The 16,825-nt window shown below is 69.6% G+C and carries 18 protein-coding genes; 5 read left to right on the top strand and 13 right to left on the bottom strand.

Going from position 1 to position 16,825, the window contains the following annotated elements; translation table 11 throughout:
• The first annotated feature begins 49 nt into the window (after positions 1 to 49).
• Both EIL87_RS12010 and EIL87_RS12005 read left to right on the top strand, forming a co-directional pair.
• On the top strand, positions 50 to 664 hold the full coding sequence (locus EIL87_RS12010; protein WP_125090323.1) for a TetR/AcrR family transcriptional regulator: 615 nt from the start codon (positions 50 to 52) through the stop codon (positions 662 to 664).
• Positions 661 to 1,218 carry a hypothetical protein gene (locus EIL87_RS12005; RefSeq protein WP_125090322.1) on the top strand — a complete coding sequence of 186 codons (558 nt, stop codon included), beginning with the start codon at positions 661 to 663 and terminating at the stop codon, positions 1,216 to 1,218. Before EIL87_RS12010 ends, EIL87_RS12005 begins: the two co-directional genes overlap by 4 nt.
• Positions 1,219 to 1,411: 193 nt before the next feature.
• Here EIL87_RS12005 and EIL87_RS12000 read toward each other — a convergent pair whose 3' ends face one another.
• From EIL87_RS12000 to EIL87_RS11970, 7 genes are all read right to left on the bottom strand, one after another.
• Positions 1,412 to 2,161: a DUF4190 domain-containing protein gene (locus EIL87_RS12000; protein WP_125090321.1), complete on the bottom strand. Its 750-nt coding sequence runs from the start codon at positions 2,159 to 2,161 to the stop codon at positions 1,412 to 1,414.
• Between the two features lie 424 nt (positions 2,162 to 2,585).
• Positions 2,586 to 3,158: a hypothetical protein gene (locus EIL87_RS11995; RefSeq protein ID WP_125090320.1), complete on the bottom strand. Its 573-nt coding sequence runs from the start codon at positions 3,156 to 3,158 to the stop codon at positions 2,586 to 2,588.
• A 126-nt stretch (positions 3,159 to 3,284) separates the two neighbouring features.
• A complete protein-coding gene (locus EIL87_RS11990; RefSeq protein WP_233576195.1) occupies positions 3,285 to 4,772 on the bottom strand; it encodes a GGDEF domain-containing protein in 1,488 nt (495 codons plus the stop codon).
• 174 nt (positions 4,773 to 4,946) lie between these two features.
• On the bottom strand, positions 4,947 to 6,620 hold the full coding sequence (gene ilvD, locus EIL87_RS11985; RefSeq protein ID WP_125090319.1) for a dihydroxy-acid dehydratase: 1,674 nt from the start codon (positions 6,618 to 6,620) through the stop codon (positions 4,947 to 4,949).
• A 444-nt stretch (positions 6,621 to 7,064) separates the two neighbouring features.
• A complete protein-coding gene (locus tag EIL87_RS11980) occupies positions 7,065 to 7,322 on the bottom strand; it encodes a hypothetical protein (RefSeq protein ID WP_125090318.1) in 258 nt (85 codons plus the stop codon).
• A 25-nt stretch (positions 7,323 to 7,347) separates the two neighbouring features.
• Complete coding sequence (locus EIL87_RS11975) at positions 7,348 to 8,691, bottom strand: TRAP transporter large permease subunit (RefSeq protein ID WP_125090317.1); 1,344 nt, start codon at positions 8,689 to 8,691, stop codon at positions 7,348 to 7,350.
• Between the two features lie 61 nt (positions 8,692 to 8,752).
• Positions 8,753 to 10,108, bottom strand: coding sequence for an RraA family protein (locus tag EIL87_RS11970; protein ID WP_125090316.1), 1,356 nt, complete (start codon positions 10,106 to 10,108; stop codon positions 8,753 to 8,755).
• Between the two features lie 148 nt (positions 10,109 to 10,256).
• On the opposite strand from EIL87_RS11970, the gene EIL87_RS11965 reads away from it, so the two are divergent.
• The gene (locus tag EIL87_RS11965) at positions 10,257 to 11,024 is read left to right on the top strand and encodes an IclR family transcriptional regulator (RefSeq protein WP_125090315.1); all 768 of its coding nucleotides are present in this window, start codon (positions 10,257 to 10,259) and stop codon (positions 11,022 to 11,024) included.
• A gap of 331 nt (positions 11,025 to 11,355) precedes the next feature.
• Entirely contained in the window at positions 11,356 to 11,574 is a 219-nt protein-coding gene (locus EIL87_RS11960) for a hypothetical protein (RefSeq protein ID WP_125090314.1), read from the top strand.
• Between the two features lie 22 nt (positions 11,575 to 11,596).
• Here the strand turns inward: EIL87_RS11960 and EIL87_RS11955 are convergent, their stop codons facing one another.
• Both EIL87_RS11955 and EIL87_RS11950 read right to left on the bottom strand, forming a co-directional pair.
• The gene (locus EIL87_RS11955; protein ID WP_125090313.1) at positions 11,597 to 12,385 is read right to left on the bottom strand and encodes an Fpg/Nei family DNA glycosylase; all 789 of its coding nucleotides are present in this window, start codon (positions 12,383 to 12,385) and stop codon (positions 11,597 to 11,599) included.
• A 10-nt stretch (positions 12,386 to 12,395) separates the two neighbouring features.
• Complete coding sequence (locus EIL87_RS11950; protein WP_125090312.1) at positions 12,396 to 12,827, bottom strand: hypothetical protein; 432 nt, start codon at positions 12,825 to 12,827, stop codon at positions 12,396 to 12,398.
• Positions 12,828 to 13,015: 188 nt separating this feature from the next.
• Between EIL87_RS11950 and EIL87_RS11945 the strand changes: the two genes are divergently transcribed.
• Positions 13,016 to 13,501, top strand: a complete 486-nt coding sequence (locus tag EIL87_RS11945) for a cupin domain-containing protein (protein ID WP_125090311.1) — start codon at positions 13,016 to 13,018, stop codon at positions 13,499 to 13,501.
• 298 nt (positions 13,502 to 13,799) lie between these two features.
• Here EIL87_RS11945 and EIL87_RS11940 read toward each other — a convergent pair whose 3' ends face one another.
• The 4 genes from EIL87_RS11940 to EIL87_RS11925 form a co-directional block, all read right to left on the bottom strand.
• Entirely contained in the window at positions 13,800 to 14,315 is a 516-nt protein-coding gene (locus EIL87_RS11940; RefSeq protein ID WP_233576194.1) for a DUF5994 family protein, read from the bottom strand.
• 140 nt (positions 14,316 to 14,455) lie between these two features.
• Entirely contained in the window at positions 14,456 to 14,779 is a 324-nt protein-coding gene (locus tag EIL87_RS26810; protein ID WP_158628625.1) for an STAS domain-containing protein, read from the bottom strand.
• 313 nt (positions 14,780 to 15,092) lie between these two features.
• Complete coding sequence (locus EIL87_RS11930) at positions 15,093 to 15,665, bottom strand: GNAT family N-acetyltransferase (protein ID WP_125090308.1); 573 nt, start codon at positions 15,663 to 15,665, stop codon at positions 15,093 to 15,095.
• 182 nt (positions 15,666 to 15,847) lie between these two features.
• The gene (locus EIL87_RS11925; protein ID WP_125090307.1) at positions 15,848 to 16,732 is read right to left on the bottom strand and encodes an MIP/aquaporin family protein; all 885 of its coding nucleotides are present in this window, start codon (positions 16,730 to 16,732) and stop codon (positions 15,848 to 15,850) included.
• Between the last annotated feature and the right edge of the window lie 93 nt (positions 16,733 to 16,825).

Here is a 16,825-nt window from a genome sequence, read left to right as displayed (position 1 = left end):
GAACCGCCGGCGGCACGATCTAGCACAGCTGTGTTGTTCTGAGGGTGTGGTGAACAAGATCGACGCCGTCGGGCGTCGTCGCGTTCTGGCCGAGGCGGTGTGGCGGATCATCCTGCGAGACGGACTGCCGTCGGTGTCGGTGCGCAGCGTGGCACAGGAGGCGGGACTGGCGGCCGGTTCCGTGCGGCACTTCTTCCCCGCGCAGGACGAGCTGGTGAACTTCGCGATGACCGCTCTGGTCGAGGTGGTGACCGCGCGGGTCCAGGCCGCCGCGCAGACGCCGGACGTGCGCGAGCGCGTGTTCGCGATGCTCGTCGAGCTGCTCCCGGTCACGGACCGCACCCACGGCGAGTTCGCCGCCTACCTCGAATTCCTGGGCCGTTCCCGCACCGACGTGTCGTTGCGGGCGGTGGCGTGGGAGAGCATCCGGGCGGTGCGCGAGCTGGTCGTGACGGTCCTGACCGATCTGCGTTCCCTCGGGATGCTGCGTCCGGAACTGGACGTCGAGGTGGAAGCCGTGCGGCTGCACGCCTTCCTGGACGGACTCACCTTGCACCTGATCGTCGCGCCGGAGCTGAACTCCCGCGATGACGCCCGTCGCGCGCTCGGGCGGTGGTTGCAGGACCTCTGGAGCGCGGGGCCGGACGGGGGAGTGGACGCGTGATCGTCGCAGGCATCGTGGGAGCCGAGGTCGCCTTCTGGGTCGTCCTCGGCCTCGCGCTCGCAACCCGTTACCTGCTCCGGCGTCGACGGGCCAGCACGGTCCTCCTGTGGGCACTGCCCCTGGTGGACCTGGCGCTGCTCGGGTTCGTGGTCGCCGACCTCGCCAGCGGTGCCGAGCCCACCCAGTCCCACGCGCTCGCCGCGTCCTACCTCGGTTTCACCGTCGCGTTCGGGCGTCCCCTCGTCCGCTGGGCCGATGCGCGCTTCGCGCACCGCTTCGCGGGAGGGCCACCCGTCGTCAAACCGGCCAAGGGCAGCGCCGCGTACGTGCGAGGGCTCTGGGTCGAGTGGTTCCGGGTGGTGTTCGCCGCTGGGATCGCCGTCGTCGTCCTCGCGTTCCTGGCGCTGGTCGTCCGTCAGGAGCCGATCCCGGCATCGCTGGACCAGGCAGGGCCCAACCCGCTGTGGTCCCAGATGCTCACCCTCGGCATCGTCGTGACCGTCTGGTTCCTCGCCGGTCCCGCTTTCACGCGCCGCACCGTGCACGCTTCGTGATCACCTCGCGGGGCGTGCGGACGACGTGCTCGCCACGAGATCAGGACTTGCGGTCGTACCGGTCACGTCTCACGCCTGGAACACCGGCTCCCGCAGCGGTTTTCGAGCGCTCTCCGATGTTCCAGAGCTCACCCTCCGCCAGCGCGTGGGCGTGGGCCGGGCGCTCATCGGACATCAGGCAGGGGCCCGGCCCTCAAGCCTGACCGACCCAGTAGGCGGTGGTGTGGGCGAAGATGGTGGGCTTGGCGGAGATCCGCAGTTCACCGGGCTCCGAGCTGATCTCCCACACAGTGTGGAAGGAGACGTTCCCTCCGGGAGGGATCTCGACGTCGGGGATGGCGTCGCTGTTGAGGTAGGACTGCGAGGCGACTTGACCACGGTGTTGCGCGGTCAGCCCGACGGAAGCGGCGTTGAACGGGCGGCCGGTGCCGTTGTGCACCGTGACCGTCGTCTGCACCAGCCTCTCGCCCGTCGGCGCATCCGCGTACGGGTTGTCCGCGGGGTGCTCGACGGGACGCGAGATGGTGATCGTCTCCCCTCCGGAGAAGGTGTAGGGCTGGTCGAAGCCCACTTGGACCGCGGTCTCGGAGTCGTCCTGGGTCGCGCCGGGCATCGAGCCGGACGGGGGTGGGGTCGTGGCCACGTAGTAGCTGAACGAGGCCGCGTAGACGATGCACACCACCAGGCCGAGCGCCGAGAGCACGGTCCCCGCGACCGCCATGCCCAGGTTGGTGGCGATTTTGCGGCGGGCGCGCATGATGCCGACGACCCCGAAGATCAGACCCAGGACCACCATCGGCCAGGCCACGACGCCGATCAGCGGGAGCAGGGACATCAAGAACCCCACGATCCCCAGCACCAACGCGGCCACGCCGATCCCGTTCATCGGCGTGACCGAGTACGACGAGTCGCCGGAGGCGGGAGGCGGCTGCTGCGTCGACATGGCGGGCCTCACTTCGACAGGGCGGAAGAGCAGTGATCGGTGGCGCTCGGTTCGTCGGCGCGGGAGGCGTGGGGCCACAGAGCTGACCACGACGGCACGGACGTCGTCATGTGCGCGCGCCCTGTGGTCGCGGCCGTGCTCGTTCGTCGTCGACACCGCGGCGGCAGCCTGCGCTCGCGGCGGTGCACAGCCGCGGCGCCGGCGGGACTGCGAGCGTGCCTGTCACCGTGAGAGCTCTCCTCGGCGGGGAACTGCGCTGCTTCCACCAGGATTCGCAGGGATCAACGTCGATCGGGCAGCCGCGCGGTGAACGGGGCCAAAGTCCCGCGGTACGGGCCGCACGTTCGCGGTGGACGGTTCGGACGGCGCTCGGCGCACCGCGACGGGCGCCAGTTCCGCGATTCCGGCAGTGCGTGAAGCCTCATCAGTAGTTGGCGGTGCACTGCTGCAACTCCTGCTCGGTCTCCGCGCCGTGGAACCGGCACGACTTCTCGATCTCCCCGCTGTCGACGTGTCCGTCGTCGTGCGGTGAGTCGCCCGGGCACTCGTACGGGTCGTAGACGTCCGAGCTGGTGCAGTCGCTCGTCGTTCCGGATTCGGACTCACCGGTGGGTGGTTGAGCCGGAGGCTGACCCGTGCACTCGTCGTAGGTCAGCCCGGCGCACGAGCCCAGGCCCGGGTCGTCGTCGGGCACGTCGAAGTAACCACCTTCCACGCTGTTCCGGCAGTACCACCCCGCTTCGTCGTCCATCCAGCGGCAGTTGTCGTAGGACGGCGGCGGAGCAGTGGTCTCGGCGTCCGAGTCGTCGTTGCCCGGCTCCGACTCCGGCGCGCTGCTGGTGCCCTGCTGCTGCACGGGTGGCGGTGCGGGCACGGTCACCGTCACCGGCGGCGGCGGTGGTGGTGCCGGAGCCGGCGCCGGCGCGAGCCACGGCGAGCACCCGGTCAGCGCGAGCGCCAGCGCTGCGAAGGTGCCGAGGAGGAGTCGGGATGGCATGGACAGAACAGTGCACCACCGTGGTGCAGTCACCCAGGGTCGAAGGGCCCGCGCCTTCCGGGAACCGGAACCGGCGGTGTTGAACCCCCGGTCACCAGCACTGCTCGGACGGGTGACCGTCCGGGATCAGGGGTTGATCCTGATCCCGCTGCGCCCGGCGGCCTTCGCCTGGTACATGGCGTCATCGGCGCGAGCGACGGCCTCTTCCGGGCTGGCGTTGTTGCCCAGCTCGACGTAGCCCAGGCTCGCGCTGACCGCGCAGGAGGAGCCGTTCACGTGGACGGGCTGGCTGAACGCCTGCTGCACTCGCCTCCCGAACGCGTGAGGGTCGTCGGGGGCCGGGTCGAGGAGGATCACGAACTCGTCGCCGCCCATGCGTGCGAGCGTGTCCGTCCGCCGGATGCAGGACCGGACGCGGTCGACGACCGTGCGCAGGACGGTGTCGCCCGCTTCGTGCCCCAAGGCGTCGTTGACCTCCTTGAAGTCGTCCAGGTCGGCGTAGAGGAGTCCGAGGCGCCGAGGGTGGTGGTCCTGCGACAGCGCCCTGCCGAGGTGGAGCAGCAGGACGTTCCGCGTCGTCGCCCCGGTGAGGGGGTCGTGGCTGGCCTGGTGGCTCAGCTGCCGTCGAGCCGCGTGCAACTGCTGGAGCGTGAGCAGCTGGCGCACGGCCACCAGCAGCGCCACGCCGACGAGCGCGTACACCTCGCCGACGTGGGGGTCTCCGGTGGCGACCGTCGTGTAGAGCGTCCACCCCAACACCGCGGCGAACGGCACGTACGGCACGAACAGCAGGGGAGTCCGCGAAGCGATGTGCCACTGCCGACGGCGGCGCGCCGGTGCGGCGAACAGCAGCAGCACCGGCGCCACGACGTAGCCGGCATCCACGGCGAGCGGCGCCGTCGTGTCGTGGGCGAGCGCGTAGAGCCACACCGCGTCCGAGAACTCGATGCCCAGCAGGCCCACGACCAACCACCCCAGCGGGGAACGCAGGGTCCCGTACAACGCGAACGACAGCAGGACCGCGATGATGATGAGGACCAGGTGGGCGAGCGTGTACGAAGCTTCCACGAGGAGCCTGCTCGCGCGGGTGGTGTCCTCTTCCGTCACCAAGCTGAAGGCGATCTTCCAGCTCAGCGCCAGCACGCTCCCCGCGATGATCAACCCGTCGAGCACCACGACCACGCGGGACGGAGCCACGTCGTGCTCCCCGAACACGCCGTGGTCCTCCCGCGTCAGGACGATCAGGGCCAGGAACGAGCACAGCGGAAGGCCGAGGTACAACGCGTTCGCCGCGTTGGGGAAGTGCATCGGGTCGATGCTGCGGTACCAGGTCCACGACCCGTGCGCGGCGGCGAAGCTCGCGAGCGCGACGACCATCCACCAGCGCCAGCGGCGCTCGTCACCTCGCTGGCGCCACCCGGTCCACGCGAAGGTCGCGGCAGCGAGCAGGGCGGCTGACACGCTGCCCAGGTCTGCGACGAGCTGGCTGGTAGCAGCGTCCAGGGCACCCGACAGCGCCAGGACAACCGCGACGAGGCTCGCGATCGTCACGGCGGTGAGGTACACGGCGGTCTTGGTGACCGCCGTCCGGTACCTGGGCTGTCGTTCGTGCATCCTCGCACCCGACCTGGAGTTCCCGACCGTGACGTCAACGCGGCAGGGCAGACCACCGGGCTAGCCAGTCGGCTTCACCCTCACGATAGCGCTCTCCCGACCACGGCTCGTGACCGAAAAGCCGCGCCGCCCGGAGGATTCCACTCCGGTTCCGAGGTGCCATCCCGCCGGCGCTCACGAGCAGACAGCTCCCGTCGCCGCGGATCCGACCAGCTTCGCGTACTTCGCCAGCACGCCCGTGCGGCGCCCCGGCTCGCGTGGGGTCCACTCCTTGCGCCGCTCCTCCCACTCGTGCTCCGGGACCTCGAGGTCGAGGGTCCGGGTGGCCATGTTCAGCACGATCGTGTCGCCGTCCCGCACCAGCGCGATGGGACCACCGTCTTCCGCCTCCGGCGCGACGTGCCCGATGCACAAGCCCGTCGTCGCTCCGGAGAACCGACCGTCCGTCAGCAGCAGCACGTCCTTGCCCAGCCCGGCACCTTTGATCATCCCGGTGACGGCGAGCATTTCGCGCATCCCGGGTCCGCCGCGCGGACCCTCGTACCGGATCACCACGACGTCACCGGCGACGACGGTGCCGTCGGCAACGGCGTCGAGAGCGCCCTGCTCGCCGTCGAAGACCCGGGCGCGCCCGCGGAACTCGGTGGCCTCGAAACCCGCGGACTTGACCACGGCGCCTTCCGGGGCCAGCGACCCGCGCAGGATGGTGATGCCGCCCGTCGGGTGCAGGGGGTCGTCCATCGCGTGGAGCACGGTCCCGTCGAGGTCCGGCGGGTCGATCTCGGCGAGGTTCTCCGCGACGGTGCGGCCGGTGCAGGTGAGGGCCTCGCCGTGCAGCAGTCCGGCGTCGAGCAGGGCCTTCATCACCACGGGAACCCCACCGACCTGGTCGACCGTGCTCATCACGTGCGCCCCGAAGGGTTTGACGTCGGCCAAGTGCGGCACCCGGTCACCGATGCGGTTGAAGTCGTCGAGGGTCAGCGGCACCTCCGCCTCGTTGGCGATCGCGAGCAGGTGCAGCACCGCGTTGGTCGACCCGCCGAAGGCCAGCACGACGGCGATCGCGTTCTCGAACGCCTCCCGGGTCATGACCTGCCGGGCGGTGATGCCCTTCTCCAGCATCCCGATCACCGCCTCACCGGAGGCGCGAGCGATGCCGTCCCGCCGCCGGTCGACCGCCGGAGGGCTGGCCGAGCCCGGCAGCGCCATGCCCAGCGCCTCGGCCGCGCTGGCCATCGTGTTCGCCGTGTACATGCCCGCGCAGGCGCCCTCACCTGGGCAGATGGCGTGCTCGATCTCGGTGAGCTCGTCGCGGGTGATCAACCCGCGGGCACAGGCACCGACCGCCTCGAACGCATCGGCGATGTTCACCTCGCGACCGTCGACGTGCCCGGGCAGGATCGTCCCTGCGTAGACGAAGGCCGCGGCCAGGTCGAGCCGGGCGGCGGCCATCAGCATGCCGGGCAGGGACTTGTCGCAGCCGGCGAGCAGGATGGTGCCATCGAGCCGCTCGGCCTCGACGACCGTCTCCACGGAGTCGGCGATGAGGTCGCGGCTGACCAGTGAGTAGTGCATGCCGACGTGGCCCATGGAGATGCCGTCGGACACCGAGATCGTGCCGAACTCCATGGGGAAGCCGCCCGCGCGGTGCACGCCCTCCTTGGCGGCCTGCGACAGGCGCTGCAGAGGCAGGTTGCACGGGGTGATCTCGTTCCAGCTCGACGCGATGCCGATCTGCGGCTTGGCGAGGTCGGCGTCCCGCATGCCGACGGCGCGGAGCATGCCGCGCGCGGCGGTGCGCTCCATGCCTTCGGTGACCTGGCGGGAGCGGAGCTCGAGATCGGACATCATGCCTCCTCGGCAGGGTGGGGACGGGACGCCTTCACGATCGCACTCCTCGGTCACCCCGGCACGCCTCCCCGCCAAGAGCGGCACTGGGGCAGGGCCGCACGCTCGTCACCCGGTGTACTGCTGGCCGCGGCTACCACGGGGCGACCAGAGACACCCGCGCACAGGCGCGGTGCTGATCGGACACCGCAGCTGTGCCCGCTCGATCCGTGATCACCAGGTGGGAGAGGTGGTCCGGTCTCCCGCCTGGCGGACACGGCGACGTTGAGCGGCGAGCCAGGGGCTGGTGCCCAAACCAGCGGTGGACGGGAGGACCTTCCGATGCACGATGCCGCGAACCAGAAGCCCCTCTCGCCACACCAGCATCACTTCCCGCGCGGATGAGGACGAAGTGCCCGAGGAGCATGGGCTGTGCGCGATCACCGGTCCTACCAGGACCGGTTGTCAGCCCTCCGCAGTGGCTCGTTCAGGCACGAGGTAACCGCTGATGAACGCGACGAGCCCGAAGACGACGCCAGCGGTGATGCTCGGAGTGAGCAGCGTTTCGGAGGCCCACGTGATCCACGTGGGTTGCAGGAGGACCACCCCGGCGACCTGGGTCGTGACCAGGACCGCGGCGAGGGCGAGGAACACCAGGAGTGTGGTGACGAAGGCGGCTCGACACGCGGACTGCGTGCGGCTCGGTGCGGTATCGGTCGGCAAGGTGCGTCCCTTCACGTGGGAGGTGTCAGCGGAGGACGGGGAGCGTGCCCCAGGCGATCAGGCAGCCGATGAGCGTGATCGGGACCATGTAGTAGACGACGAGGGGGAGGAACGTCCTCTCGGGCCTGGCGCCGGTGATGCCGGCTGCGACGAAGATCGACCCCGAGGCCGGCGGCGAGGCACCTTCGGTTGAGGCGAACACCAGGATCGCCGTGACGGCCAGAACAGGGTCGACGCCCACGGAGACGAGGGCGAGCAAGGAGACGTGACCAACCGCGGTGAGGGTGGCGGTCGACGACAGCGGCCCAGCGACGATGGTGATGAGGACGCCCACCAGGACAGCCGTCACGTACATGTTGAGGTTCAGGTCGGCGAGGATGGCGTCGATGTCCTCGGCGAGGTCGAGCTCGCCGAGGATCTCGCTGGCGGCGACAGCGAAGAACAACAGCGCACCGATGCTGGTGAAGCGCGGCATCGCGTCGGCGAGCCAGGTGCTCCAGGCGCGGGCGCCGCGTGGGAGAGTCCGGCGACCGATCAGCAGGGCCAGGCCGGTGACCAGGATGGGGATCCAGGTCAAGATCTCGATGTCCTCGAGGGATTCGCCCAGTGGGCTGCGGGTCATGAGGAAGTCGGCGACGGGGCCGACCGTGATGCCGATCGGGATGAGCGCGCCGAGCACGATGATCAGCGCCGTGCCTCCTTCGCGGAACGCTTGGTGGAAGGGTCGGAGGTCTTCGTCTGGCGTCCGCTGGATCCGGTCGCGACGGACGAAGTAGGCCACGAGCAGCAGACGCCACACGACCTGGTAGATCCCCGCGCACAGCAGGGCGAGGTAGATCTGTCCGGTGGTGACCATCGAGCCCGCGAAGCCGATCATGATGACCATGGAGGCGCTCGGCGGCAGCGCCGCGCCGAGTCCACCGTTGCCGGCCAGGAACGTGGCGCTGCGTTCTGGGGACCACCCTGTGCGGATCATCCAGGGGCCGGTGAAAGCCCCGGTGGCGGCGGTGTTCCCGGAGTTCGATCCGGACAGGGCTCCCATGAGGGCCGACCCTGCGGTGTCCACCAGAACGGGACCACCGCGGACGCGTCCGACCAGTGAGTTGAGGATCTCGAGCAGTTTCTGGATCAAACCCGTGCGGTCGACGACGTAGGCCATGAACACGAATGCCATGGCGGCGTAGAGGACTTCCTCGTCGAGCGCTCCGAGCAATCCGCTGAGCAGGGCTTCCGGGGCTTCTAGACCAGCGAAGGACGCGGTGGCGAGGAGCCCGAGGAGCATTGCCTCGCCCATGTTCCGCTTGAGGACGACGTTCCAGAGGATGATGACGGCGATGAACGCGCTGAGCGCGATGAGGCCGGTGGGCATAGCGGTTCCCTCTTCGGCGCTGGAGCAGGGAGTGGGAAGGGGTAGGGCTGGGAACCGCGCGTCAACCAGCGCGTTCGCTGAGAATTCGCTCGTAGCGGGAGGTTTCGTCGTCGAGGACAGCATGCGCTCCGACGAGGGTTCGTTCCGCGTCGGCCAGCGGTACGACGATGACGCCGTCGGCGTCGGCCACGACGATGTCACCGCGGTGCACGACCACGCCACCGACGGCGATGTCGTCGCCGACGCGGTGAGGGCCGTTCTTGTAGGGACCCGCTGGGGAGGAGCCCACGGCCCACACGGGGAACCTGGCCTCCTGCAGGGCGTGCACGTCGCGGACGGCTCCGTCGATGATCATGCCGCGGACGCCCCGGTTGATCGCCCGGTGAGCGATGAGCTCGCCGATCAGTGCTCGTGCTGGCTCTCCACCACCGTCGACGACCAGGACATCTCCCGGCCCGGCAGCGTTCAGGGCCGCGTGAACGCCCTTGTTGTCCCCTGGCCGGCACAGCACGGTCAGGGCGCGGCCCGCGATGTGGGCACCCGGCCACATCGCGCGCACCTGCGGAGCGACGACACCGAGTCGATCCCGCGCGTCACCGATCGCGGCCGTGGGAATCCGGGAGTAGGCGTCGAGCAGGGCCTCCAGGTCGTGCGGTTCTTCCCGGGACAGCGCCCGGTGCCGGTTGGCCGCCCCTGTGGTGACCAACGGTGTGACGCCGAGGGAAGCCAGCAGGTCGGCCGCGGCTTCGGACTCGTGCGCGCGACGTAGCGCGTGCTTGCGGGTGCCTTGATTGAGCCGGTCGAGCGCGACGTCACCACCGACGAGTTCGGCGGCGATCTGGGCGCGAACCCATTCGATCTCTCCGCTCGCCTTCCCCGCGTCCACGGCCTCGGTGATCACCGCGCCGAGCCCTTTCATGAACACCGTCCGCAGGATCTTGCGGCGCGAGGCGTCCCCCGGGGTTCCGCCGATGGCATCCACTTCGGCTCCCAGGGCGCGGAACTGCTCGGCCACCTCCTCGGCCGCCGGACCCGAGACGACCAGTGCGGTGCGCGCGCCGAACCGGGGCACCGAACCGATGATGGCCACATCGGCGCAGCGTGTTGCGGCTTCGCCCAGGGCTGCGGCTACCTCAGCCTTGCGTTGCGGCGACGCCGCGTTGAGGTCGGCGTACACCGCGGTGTCAGCGAGCTCCGGCGCTACCTCGGCCGCAACGTCCACCGCGTGCGCCGCGGTCACCAGGCTGATGACCAGGTGGGCTCCTCGCACCGCGTCGGTGGTGGTCGGGGCCGAGGTCACGCCGTGCGGCGTCGGTGGGTCCGCCGGATCGAATCCGACGACTGTGGCGCCTATGGCGGCGAAACCTGCGGCGTAAGTGCTTCCGGCCTCGCCCATGCCCAGAACAGCGATCTTCATCTAAACCCGGACTCCCTATCAGTCTATGATAAAGATGAGCAGCTTATGATAGAGAGGAACTATGCGAGCTCCGAGGAAGCTCGTCAAGATGCATGAGAGCGTTTTTCATGCAGTGATAAGTTGAGATCTCTTCCACGGGGAGGTGGCATTGACGACCGCGAAGAACAGTCCGATGCGATCAGTGCACCGGGCGTTCGAGGTGTTGAAGGTCCTGGAGCTAGCGCAGCAGCCGTTGCGGCTGACCGACCTGGCGCAGCGCAGCGGCCTGCACGTCGCGACCGCGCAGCGACTGGTCAACGTGCTCGCAGAGCACGGCTATGCCAGCAGGCACGCCAACGGCTACACCGCAGGCCCCGCTGCACTGTCCACCGCGCACGCCTTCGCCACGACGAGTCCGCTGCGCCTGGTCGCCCGGCCCGTTCTGGAGGACATGGCCACGGCCACGGGGCTGACGGCCTCTCTGTACGTCCGCGTGCAGGACAACCGCGTTCTCATCGATCGCGTCGAAGGCGGGCAGCGTCCCCAGTACTCGCTTCCCATCGGCGAACGGCTACCGCTCTACCCCGGCGCCGCGGGCAAAGTGTTCCTCGCCGGGGACGGTCACTCTGATCTCGAAACCACGGCGGACGCCTTGCGGCACGTCACCTTCGCCAACGGCACCGCCCTCGATTACGCGGGCATACACGCTGATCTGAAGCAGGTCCGCGAAGAGGGGTTTGCGATCTCCGTCGACGAACGTCAGCGTGGCACGACCGCGATCGCAGCACTCATCGCAGACAACGCCGGCCGCGCCCTGGGTTCAGTTGGCCTCAGCGGAGCTACGAACACGCTCAGCAACGTGCGCGGCTCCGCGCTTCCGAACGACGTATGTCGCGCGGCGCGCACCATCGGAGCTCGCGTTCCCGCGACCACCTGACTGCGGGGAACCTTCCACGGTTCCGGCGACGCCGAGCGCGGAGTCGGAGTCGTCGTTCGCGCATCGCTGGCGAACAGCCTGGCCGGGTCCCTGCGCGCCGACGCTGTCCTGGTACGTGACGTTTCCTGGCGCGCTACGAGGACGCCGTCGCCGATGCCCTGCGCCCGTGCCGCAGGAGCTCGCAGGCAGGGTCTCGACGGTCTGCTCGGTTGCACCAGGCCGGAGGGTGGCCCGATTCTTTCGGAGAGTGTCTTCCAGGCCACTCGTATCGCAGGGCTGCTCCCGGCACTCTCGACTGGGTCGACGACAACGACTCGGAGGGAGACCGCTCATGGACGTCGTGGTGGTGTGGCTCGTTCTCGCTGGAGAGGCCGGTCTGGCTCTGCTCGTCGCCGCTCTCGGGGCGGCGTGGGCCCAGCGGCACTGGACGCGCCCGGGCAGGGAGGCGCACACAGCCACCGGCTCCGGCATCGACGCATCGCGGCCGAGCACGACCGGCCGGCGGCTGCTGGGCGCTGTGGCACCTGGTCGCGAGTGCGCGCAGGGGTAGCGCGAGTGCTGCGGCGTCGCGGTCAGCACGGCTGGCACTGGGGGCACCAGACCGTGCTGCGCCCTCCGATCCTGCTCCGCTTGAGGGCGGTGGAGCACCGCGGGCACCGGGCGTCGCGTTCGTCCCGGTGCCCGGTCAGCCAGGACGGCCGGTCGGGCACGTGCCCGACGCGCGAGGAGCTGCGCAGCACCGACCTCAGTCGTGCGTGCAGCCTCGCCCACTGCGCCGAGTCCAGGTCCGCGGTGCTCCGCGTCGGAGCCAGCCGCGAGCGCCAGAGGATCTCGTCCACGCACAGGTTGCCCAGCCCTGCCACGGCCGTCTGGTCCATCAGCGCGGGTTTGAGACGCCGCGACGTGCGGGTCAGCCGCTCGCGGAGGTCGCGGCGGCTGACACCGGCGGCGTCCGGGCCCAGCTCACCGAGCAGCTCCGCCACGTCGGACTCCTCGGTCGCCAACCACAGACCGGTGAGCTTGCGCATGTCGCGGTAGCGCAGCGAGCCGTCGCGGAACTCGAAGACGACGCGGTCGTGCCGGTGGTCGGCATCCTCGCCGGAGGTCCACACGAACGCCCCGGTCATGCCGAAGTGCGCCAGCAGCTGCGGATACTCGGGCCGGCTGCGCGTCGGAACGCGGAGCCACTTGCCCCACCTGATCGGCTCACCGAGCACCCGGCCCTCGAGAGCGCGGGTGAAGCCGGTGGCGGAGGTGTGCACGACACCGGGGTCGAGCACCCGCACCGACCGCACCTCCGAGCCGGTGGCGTGGTCGGCGACCACACGGCGGAATCCTTCGACGTCGGGGAGTTCCGGCATGCGGCGTCACCTAGGGACGTTCCACGCCCGGGGTGTGGGGATCCAATCCCTGCCCGTGGGTGACCAGGCGCTCGACGAGGGTGTCGTCCTCGGGGTCCAAGGGCATCGGCTGCTCCGCGTGCCCGGTGCGGTCGCCGGTGGCGAGCACGGCCAGCCAGCCCGCGGCCTCGTCGGGGTCGGGCAGCATCGAGGCGGCGTCGGCCTCACGTCCGACGCGGTAGTAGCGGCCGCCCCCGGCGCTGAAGCTCCAGCCGAGGTAGGGCGACCACTCCACGGAGATCTCGGGCGCACGCTGCACCGCGATCTCGAGGGTCATGCGCTGCGGGTCCAGCCGAGCCGTGTCCAGCTCGATCTCCATCGCCCGAGCAGCGGCTCGCACGTCGTCCAGGTACCGGGCCATCGCATCCAAGACGCCGAACCGCCCGGCGGTGCGGTCTCGCACGCGAACGTCCAACGGGTCCGGACTCATCACTGCACTCCAAGAACCTTCGTCACGGGCGCCGATCACCGCGCCCACGCATCTTTGGGGGTTCCCACCACCTCGTGGTCACAAACTCGATCACCACGGCCTGGTCAGGGAGCGGCCCGGCGATCTGGCGGCTTGGTGCCCTGCGGGCGCAGACTGGGACCGTGAGCGGTAGGCCACCGAGTCCCGCGTCCCGCGTCGTGACGCCTGCGGTCACCACGGGAGACACCCAAGAGGTCCTCCACTTCCTGGGCCAGCGGTACCGCGTCCGGGTGTCGGGGCAGGACACCGCCGGCACCTTCGCGGTGCTGGACACCGAGGCCACGCGTGGTCACGGCAGTCCGATGCACCTCCACCGGCACGACTGCGAGATCTTCCTGGTGCTCGAGGGCGCGCTGCGGATCGTCGTGGACGGGCAGGAACACGAGGCGGGCGCGGACAGCGCAGCGGTGTTGCCCGCCGGTCACCCCCACGGGTTCGTCGTCATCAGCGAGTCCGCCCGCTACCTGACCATGCACCACGGGCCTGCGTTCGAACGGTTCGTGGCCACCGCCGCTCGACGAGGCGTTGGCCTCTCCGACCCCTCGCACCTGACCGAGGTCGCCGACGCGCACGGCATCGACATCGTCGGTCCGCCCCTCGCCCCCTGAGCGAACAGCGGAGCGAGCGGTGTGGGTTCGGAGCGCGCACCAGGCGCTCCGAACCAACCCCTCCTGTCCCGGCGCTCGTCCGGCCGGGCAGAACACCCGGCGCGGGCTCGGGACAACTTCGTGGGATCCCAGCTGATCGGCCTCACGGACCCCACCGCGCACGCCACCCGCCTGCTGCACCAGGAGGCTGCTCCAGCTGAGCCCGCGGCGCGATTCGAAGCCGCCTCGGCCACCGCCTTTGCCGTGATGCCGTGGTGACCGCGTCGTGTGGCCCGCCCAGCGCGTGGGCCAGGTGTTCTCAGGATCGCTCGATGAGAAGGTGCCCGCCGTCGGTCTCCCAGCGGGCTTCAGGCGAGGTCTCGGCCTGCTTCGGGATGGGCGCGGAGGCCGGGCGCGGATCCTCGGTGAGAAGATCGTGCGGGGAGGCGGTGTTGTCAGGGCTCGAGGCGCGGGCGAGGACGGCGTTCCCGCGCCGTTCGGTCATCGTTGCGGGGATGAGCAGCAGCACCGTTCGGTTCCCCCGCGGGTCGGTCAGGCTGACCGTGTTCTGGTCCATGGCGTGGAAACCTTCGAGACGCACCTCGCGTCCGTCAAGGTCGAGTCGCCTCGGAGCCGCTTTCCACGCGGTCAGGTTGTAAGCGAGCCGGGTGATCGGTCCAGAAGTGGTGACCAGCGCGGTCAGCAACGAAGCGAACTCCGGTGCCGGGTTGTTCGATCGCGGCCACCAGGCACCGTCGACGAATCCTCGTCTGCACGGCGTGGGCTTGAGCGAGAGGCGGACAGCAGTGCTCGGGCCTGAGCGTTCGGGTCCCATGGCGGAACTCCTCCCCGGTCGGGCATCGACCGGTACTGACTCCCAGGGACCGGCGAGCTGGACTGCTCAAGTTGCCGAGAACCCCTGTCATCCCAGCTTACGCCTGGATTCGTCACTGATGTCGCTGCTCTCGCCTCGGTTCATGGGCACCTGGGGCTCCGGCGACTCCCCGGTCCGCGTCCTTGTGCCGGCAGCGAGATCGGGTCATCGGTGCAGGGGTCGGGCCTGGCGGCGCGAACTGCGCGTTCCACCGCCGGTTGTCCGGCGAGGAGGACGATCTTCAAGCCTCGATGCGGTGCGTAGGTGTTGGCGGCGGAGAGCAGCTCCAGCCCGGCGACGCCGAGGAAGGTCACGGCGGTGAAATCGAGTAGAACCGACGAACGTTCGCTGAGAAGCGCAGGCCAGAGCATGCCGGCGAGGTCGGCGGCGTTGCTGGAATCGATGTCTCCTGCTGCGGTCAGCACCGTGAGGTCGGCGCGTGGATGAGTGAGCTGGAGGCACAGTCGGGTCGGTCGCGCTTCCTCCGCGATCGAGGGCGGCGGAGCTGCGGGGACCGGCCAGGCTTCGTGGGGCTGCGTTGGGGTGCGGGTCATGTGGTGCTCCTGGTGTCCCGGAGCGAGCTGGGCTAGGAGGGATGTGCCGTCGGCGGACCAGGGAGCAACCGTGCTTCGCGAAAGGCACGTCGTCTGGAACGGGAAGGTGCTCAACTGGTCACGTTTGATGCTACGCCGCTGGAGCGAAACGATAGGGGCTGCTGGGGCCTGGTGTGCGCCGGGTTCATTCGTCCTCGAAGCCCGGCGGGAGTGCACCTGGTTGTGCTTGCGTGAGGTCGGCGGGCCGGAGCCGGTACAGCTGCATGGTCTGCCCGAAGTACTTGCTGGTTTCTCCGACCCATTCCATGCCGTTGCGGCGAACCGCGGAGACTGCGCGCGTGTTGTCGGGTCGGACGACCGCGTAGAGTTCGTCGACGTCTTGGCGGAAGGCCCATTGCGCCAGCGCGTGCGTCGCCTCCGTCGCGTACCCCTGGTGCCAGGCCGAGGGGTGCAATTGTGCCCCGATTTCGAGATCATCCCCTCCCGGCGGCAGGGGGAGCAGCGCGGCGCCGCCGAGGACGGCATCGTCGTCGCGTCGCTGGATGCACCACCTCCCGGTGGGAGGTTCTGCGCGCAGGTCCTCGATGATCCACTGCCGCAGCAGCACCTGCATCGCTTCCTGGTTCGGGACCTGGTCCATGATCGGGCTCAGCCAGCGAGCGACCTCGGCGTGACCGAAGACCCGGAAGGCTGCGGCTGCGTCTTCCAACTCCCACGTGCGAAGGAGCAGACGGTCGGTGACCAGGCGTTGGGCCATGTACCCAGTCTAGAGACCGGGCGATCCGGACCCCAGCCGGCGTGAGGATCGACCTGCGTCAGATCGGACACGTCGGTCGGTACGGCGCGGCTTGGCGAGGGCGAGGTGCTGAGCCGCACGTGTCCAGCGCGGGACGCACGGGGCGCACCCTGCAATTCGGTGGCGTGCGCGCAGGCGCTCGGTCATTCGTCGCCGGCTCGGCCTGGTTCGGGACCGCCCGGGCGTGCCGCGAGGACCTGGCCGATGAACAGGTCGTAGACGAAGGCCCCGACCACCGCACCGATGAGAGGGCCGACGATCGGGATCCAGAAGTAGAAGCTGAAGTGCTCGTACGTTCCCGGCAGGGCGATGTCTCCCCACCCGGTGAAGAACGTCCACAACCGAGGCCCGAAGTCACGCGCCGGGTTGATGGCGTACCCGGCGTTGGTGCCGAACGTCAGCCCGATCACCGTGACGACCATGCCGATCATGAACGGCCCGAGGTTCGCTGCTGGCGCGCTGTTGCGGTTGTCGATCAGCGCGAAGATGAGCAGCACCAGCACAGCTGTGCCCACGATCTGGTCGAGCAGCGGACCCCACCACGACCCGGCGAAGTACTCGGCGGGGAAGGTCGCGAAGATCGCGAAGGTGTCGAGTGATTGGTCGCGCGCCACACCGGCCTTCGCGTTGAACGCGTCGATCGCCCAGCTGTACACCGAGTACACGAGCGCAGCGGCGACGAACGCCCCCACCAGCTGCGCGAGCATGTAAGGCACGACCTTCACCCACGGGAAGGCCCTTCTCACAGCGAAAGCCAACGTCACGGCCGGGTTGATGTGGGCGCCGGACACGCCTCCGGCGACGTACACGCCGAACACCACGGCGAATCCCCAGCCGAACGCGACGATGAGCCAGTTCGCGGCGCCGAAGGAATCGGCCTGGCGCCCGGATCCCGGCAGACCGGCGACTGCGACCGCGACGGACGCGCAGCCCAGCAGGATGAGCACGAAGGTTCCCAAGAACTCCGCGAGGAGTTCGCCGCCGAGCCCTGCGCGGTAACCGGGGCGGCGTTGCTCTTGCTCGGCCATCGGTTTCTCCACAAATTCGGGCGAAGCGCAGGCGGAACACCGTGCGCGTCGCTGCTCTCCTGCGGGCGACAAGCGATGACGGGAGTGTAGGAC

The sequence above is a fragment of the Saccharopolyspora rhizosphaerae genome (assembly GCF_003931915.1).
GTDB lineage: Bacteria > Actinomycetota > Actinomycetes > Mycobacteriales > Pseudonocardiaceae > Saccharopolyspora > Saccharopolyspora rhizosphaerae.
This window is presented reverse-complemented; position numbering and strand designations above follow the sequence as displayed.

Bases quoted from the DNA above. Each gene is read 5' to 3' on its own strand.
- EIL87_RS12000 (WP_125090321.1), bottom strand. From the start codon at position 2,161: ATGTCGACGCAGCAGCCGCCTCCCGCCTCCGGCGACTCGTCGTACTCG.
- EIL87_RS11995 (WP_125090320.1), bottom strand. From the start codon at position 3,158: ATGCCATCCCGACTCCTCCTCGGCACCTTCGCAGCGCTGGCGCTCGCG.
- EIL87_RS11990 (WP_233576195.1), bottom strand. From the start codon at position 4,772: ATGCACGAACGACAGCCCAGGTACCGGACGGCGGTCACCAAGACCGCC.
- ilvD (WP_125090319.1), bottom strand. From the start codon at position 6,620: ATGTCCGATCTCGAGCTCCGCTCCCGCCAGGTCACCGAAGGCATGGAG.
- EIL87_RS11975 (WP_125090317.1), bottom strand. From the start codon at position 8,691: ATGCCCACCGGCCTCATCGCGCTCAGCGCGTTCATCGCCGTCATCATC.
- EIL87_RS11970 (WP_125090316.1), bottom strand. From the start codon at position 10,108: ATGAAGATCGCTGTTCTGGGCATGGGCGAGGCCGGAAGCACTTACGCC.
- EIL87_RS11960 (WP_125090314.1), top strand. From the start codon at position 11,356: ATGGACGTCGTGGTGGTGTGGCTCGTTCTCGCTGGAGAGGCCGGTCTG.
- EIL87_RS11955 (WP_125090313.1), bottom strand. From the start codon at position 12,385: ATGCCGGAACTCCCCGACGTCGAAGGATTCCGCCGTGTGGTCGCCGAC.
- EIL87_RS11940 (WP_233576194.1), bottom strand. From the start codon at position 14,315: ATGGGACCCGAACGCTCAGGCCCGAGCACTGCTGTCCGCCTCTCGCTC.
- EIL87_RS11930 (WP_125090308.1), bottom strand. From the start codon at position 15,665: ATGGCCCAACGCCTGGTCACCGACCGTCTGCTCCTTCGCACGTGGGAG.
- EIL87_RS11925 (WP_125090307.1), bottom strand. From the start codon at position 16,732: ATGGCCGAGCAAGAGCAACGCCGCCCCGGTTACCGCGCAGGGCTCGGC.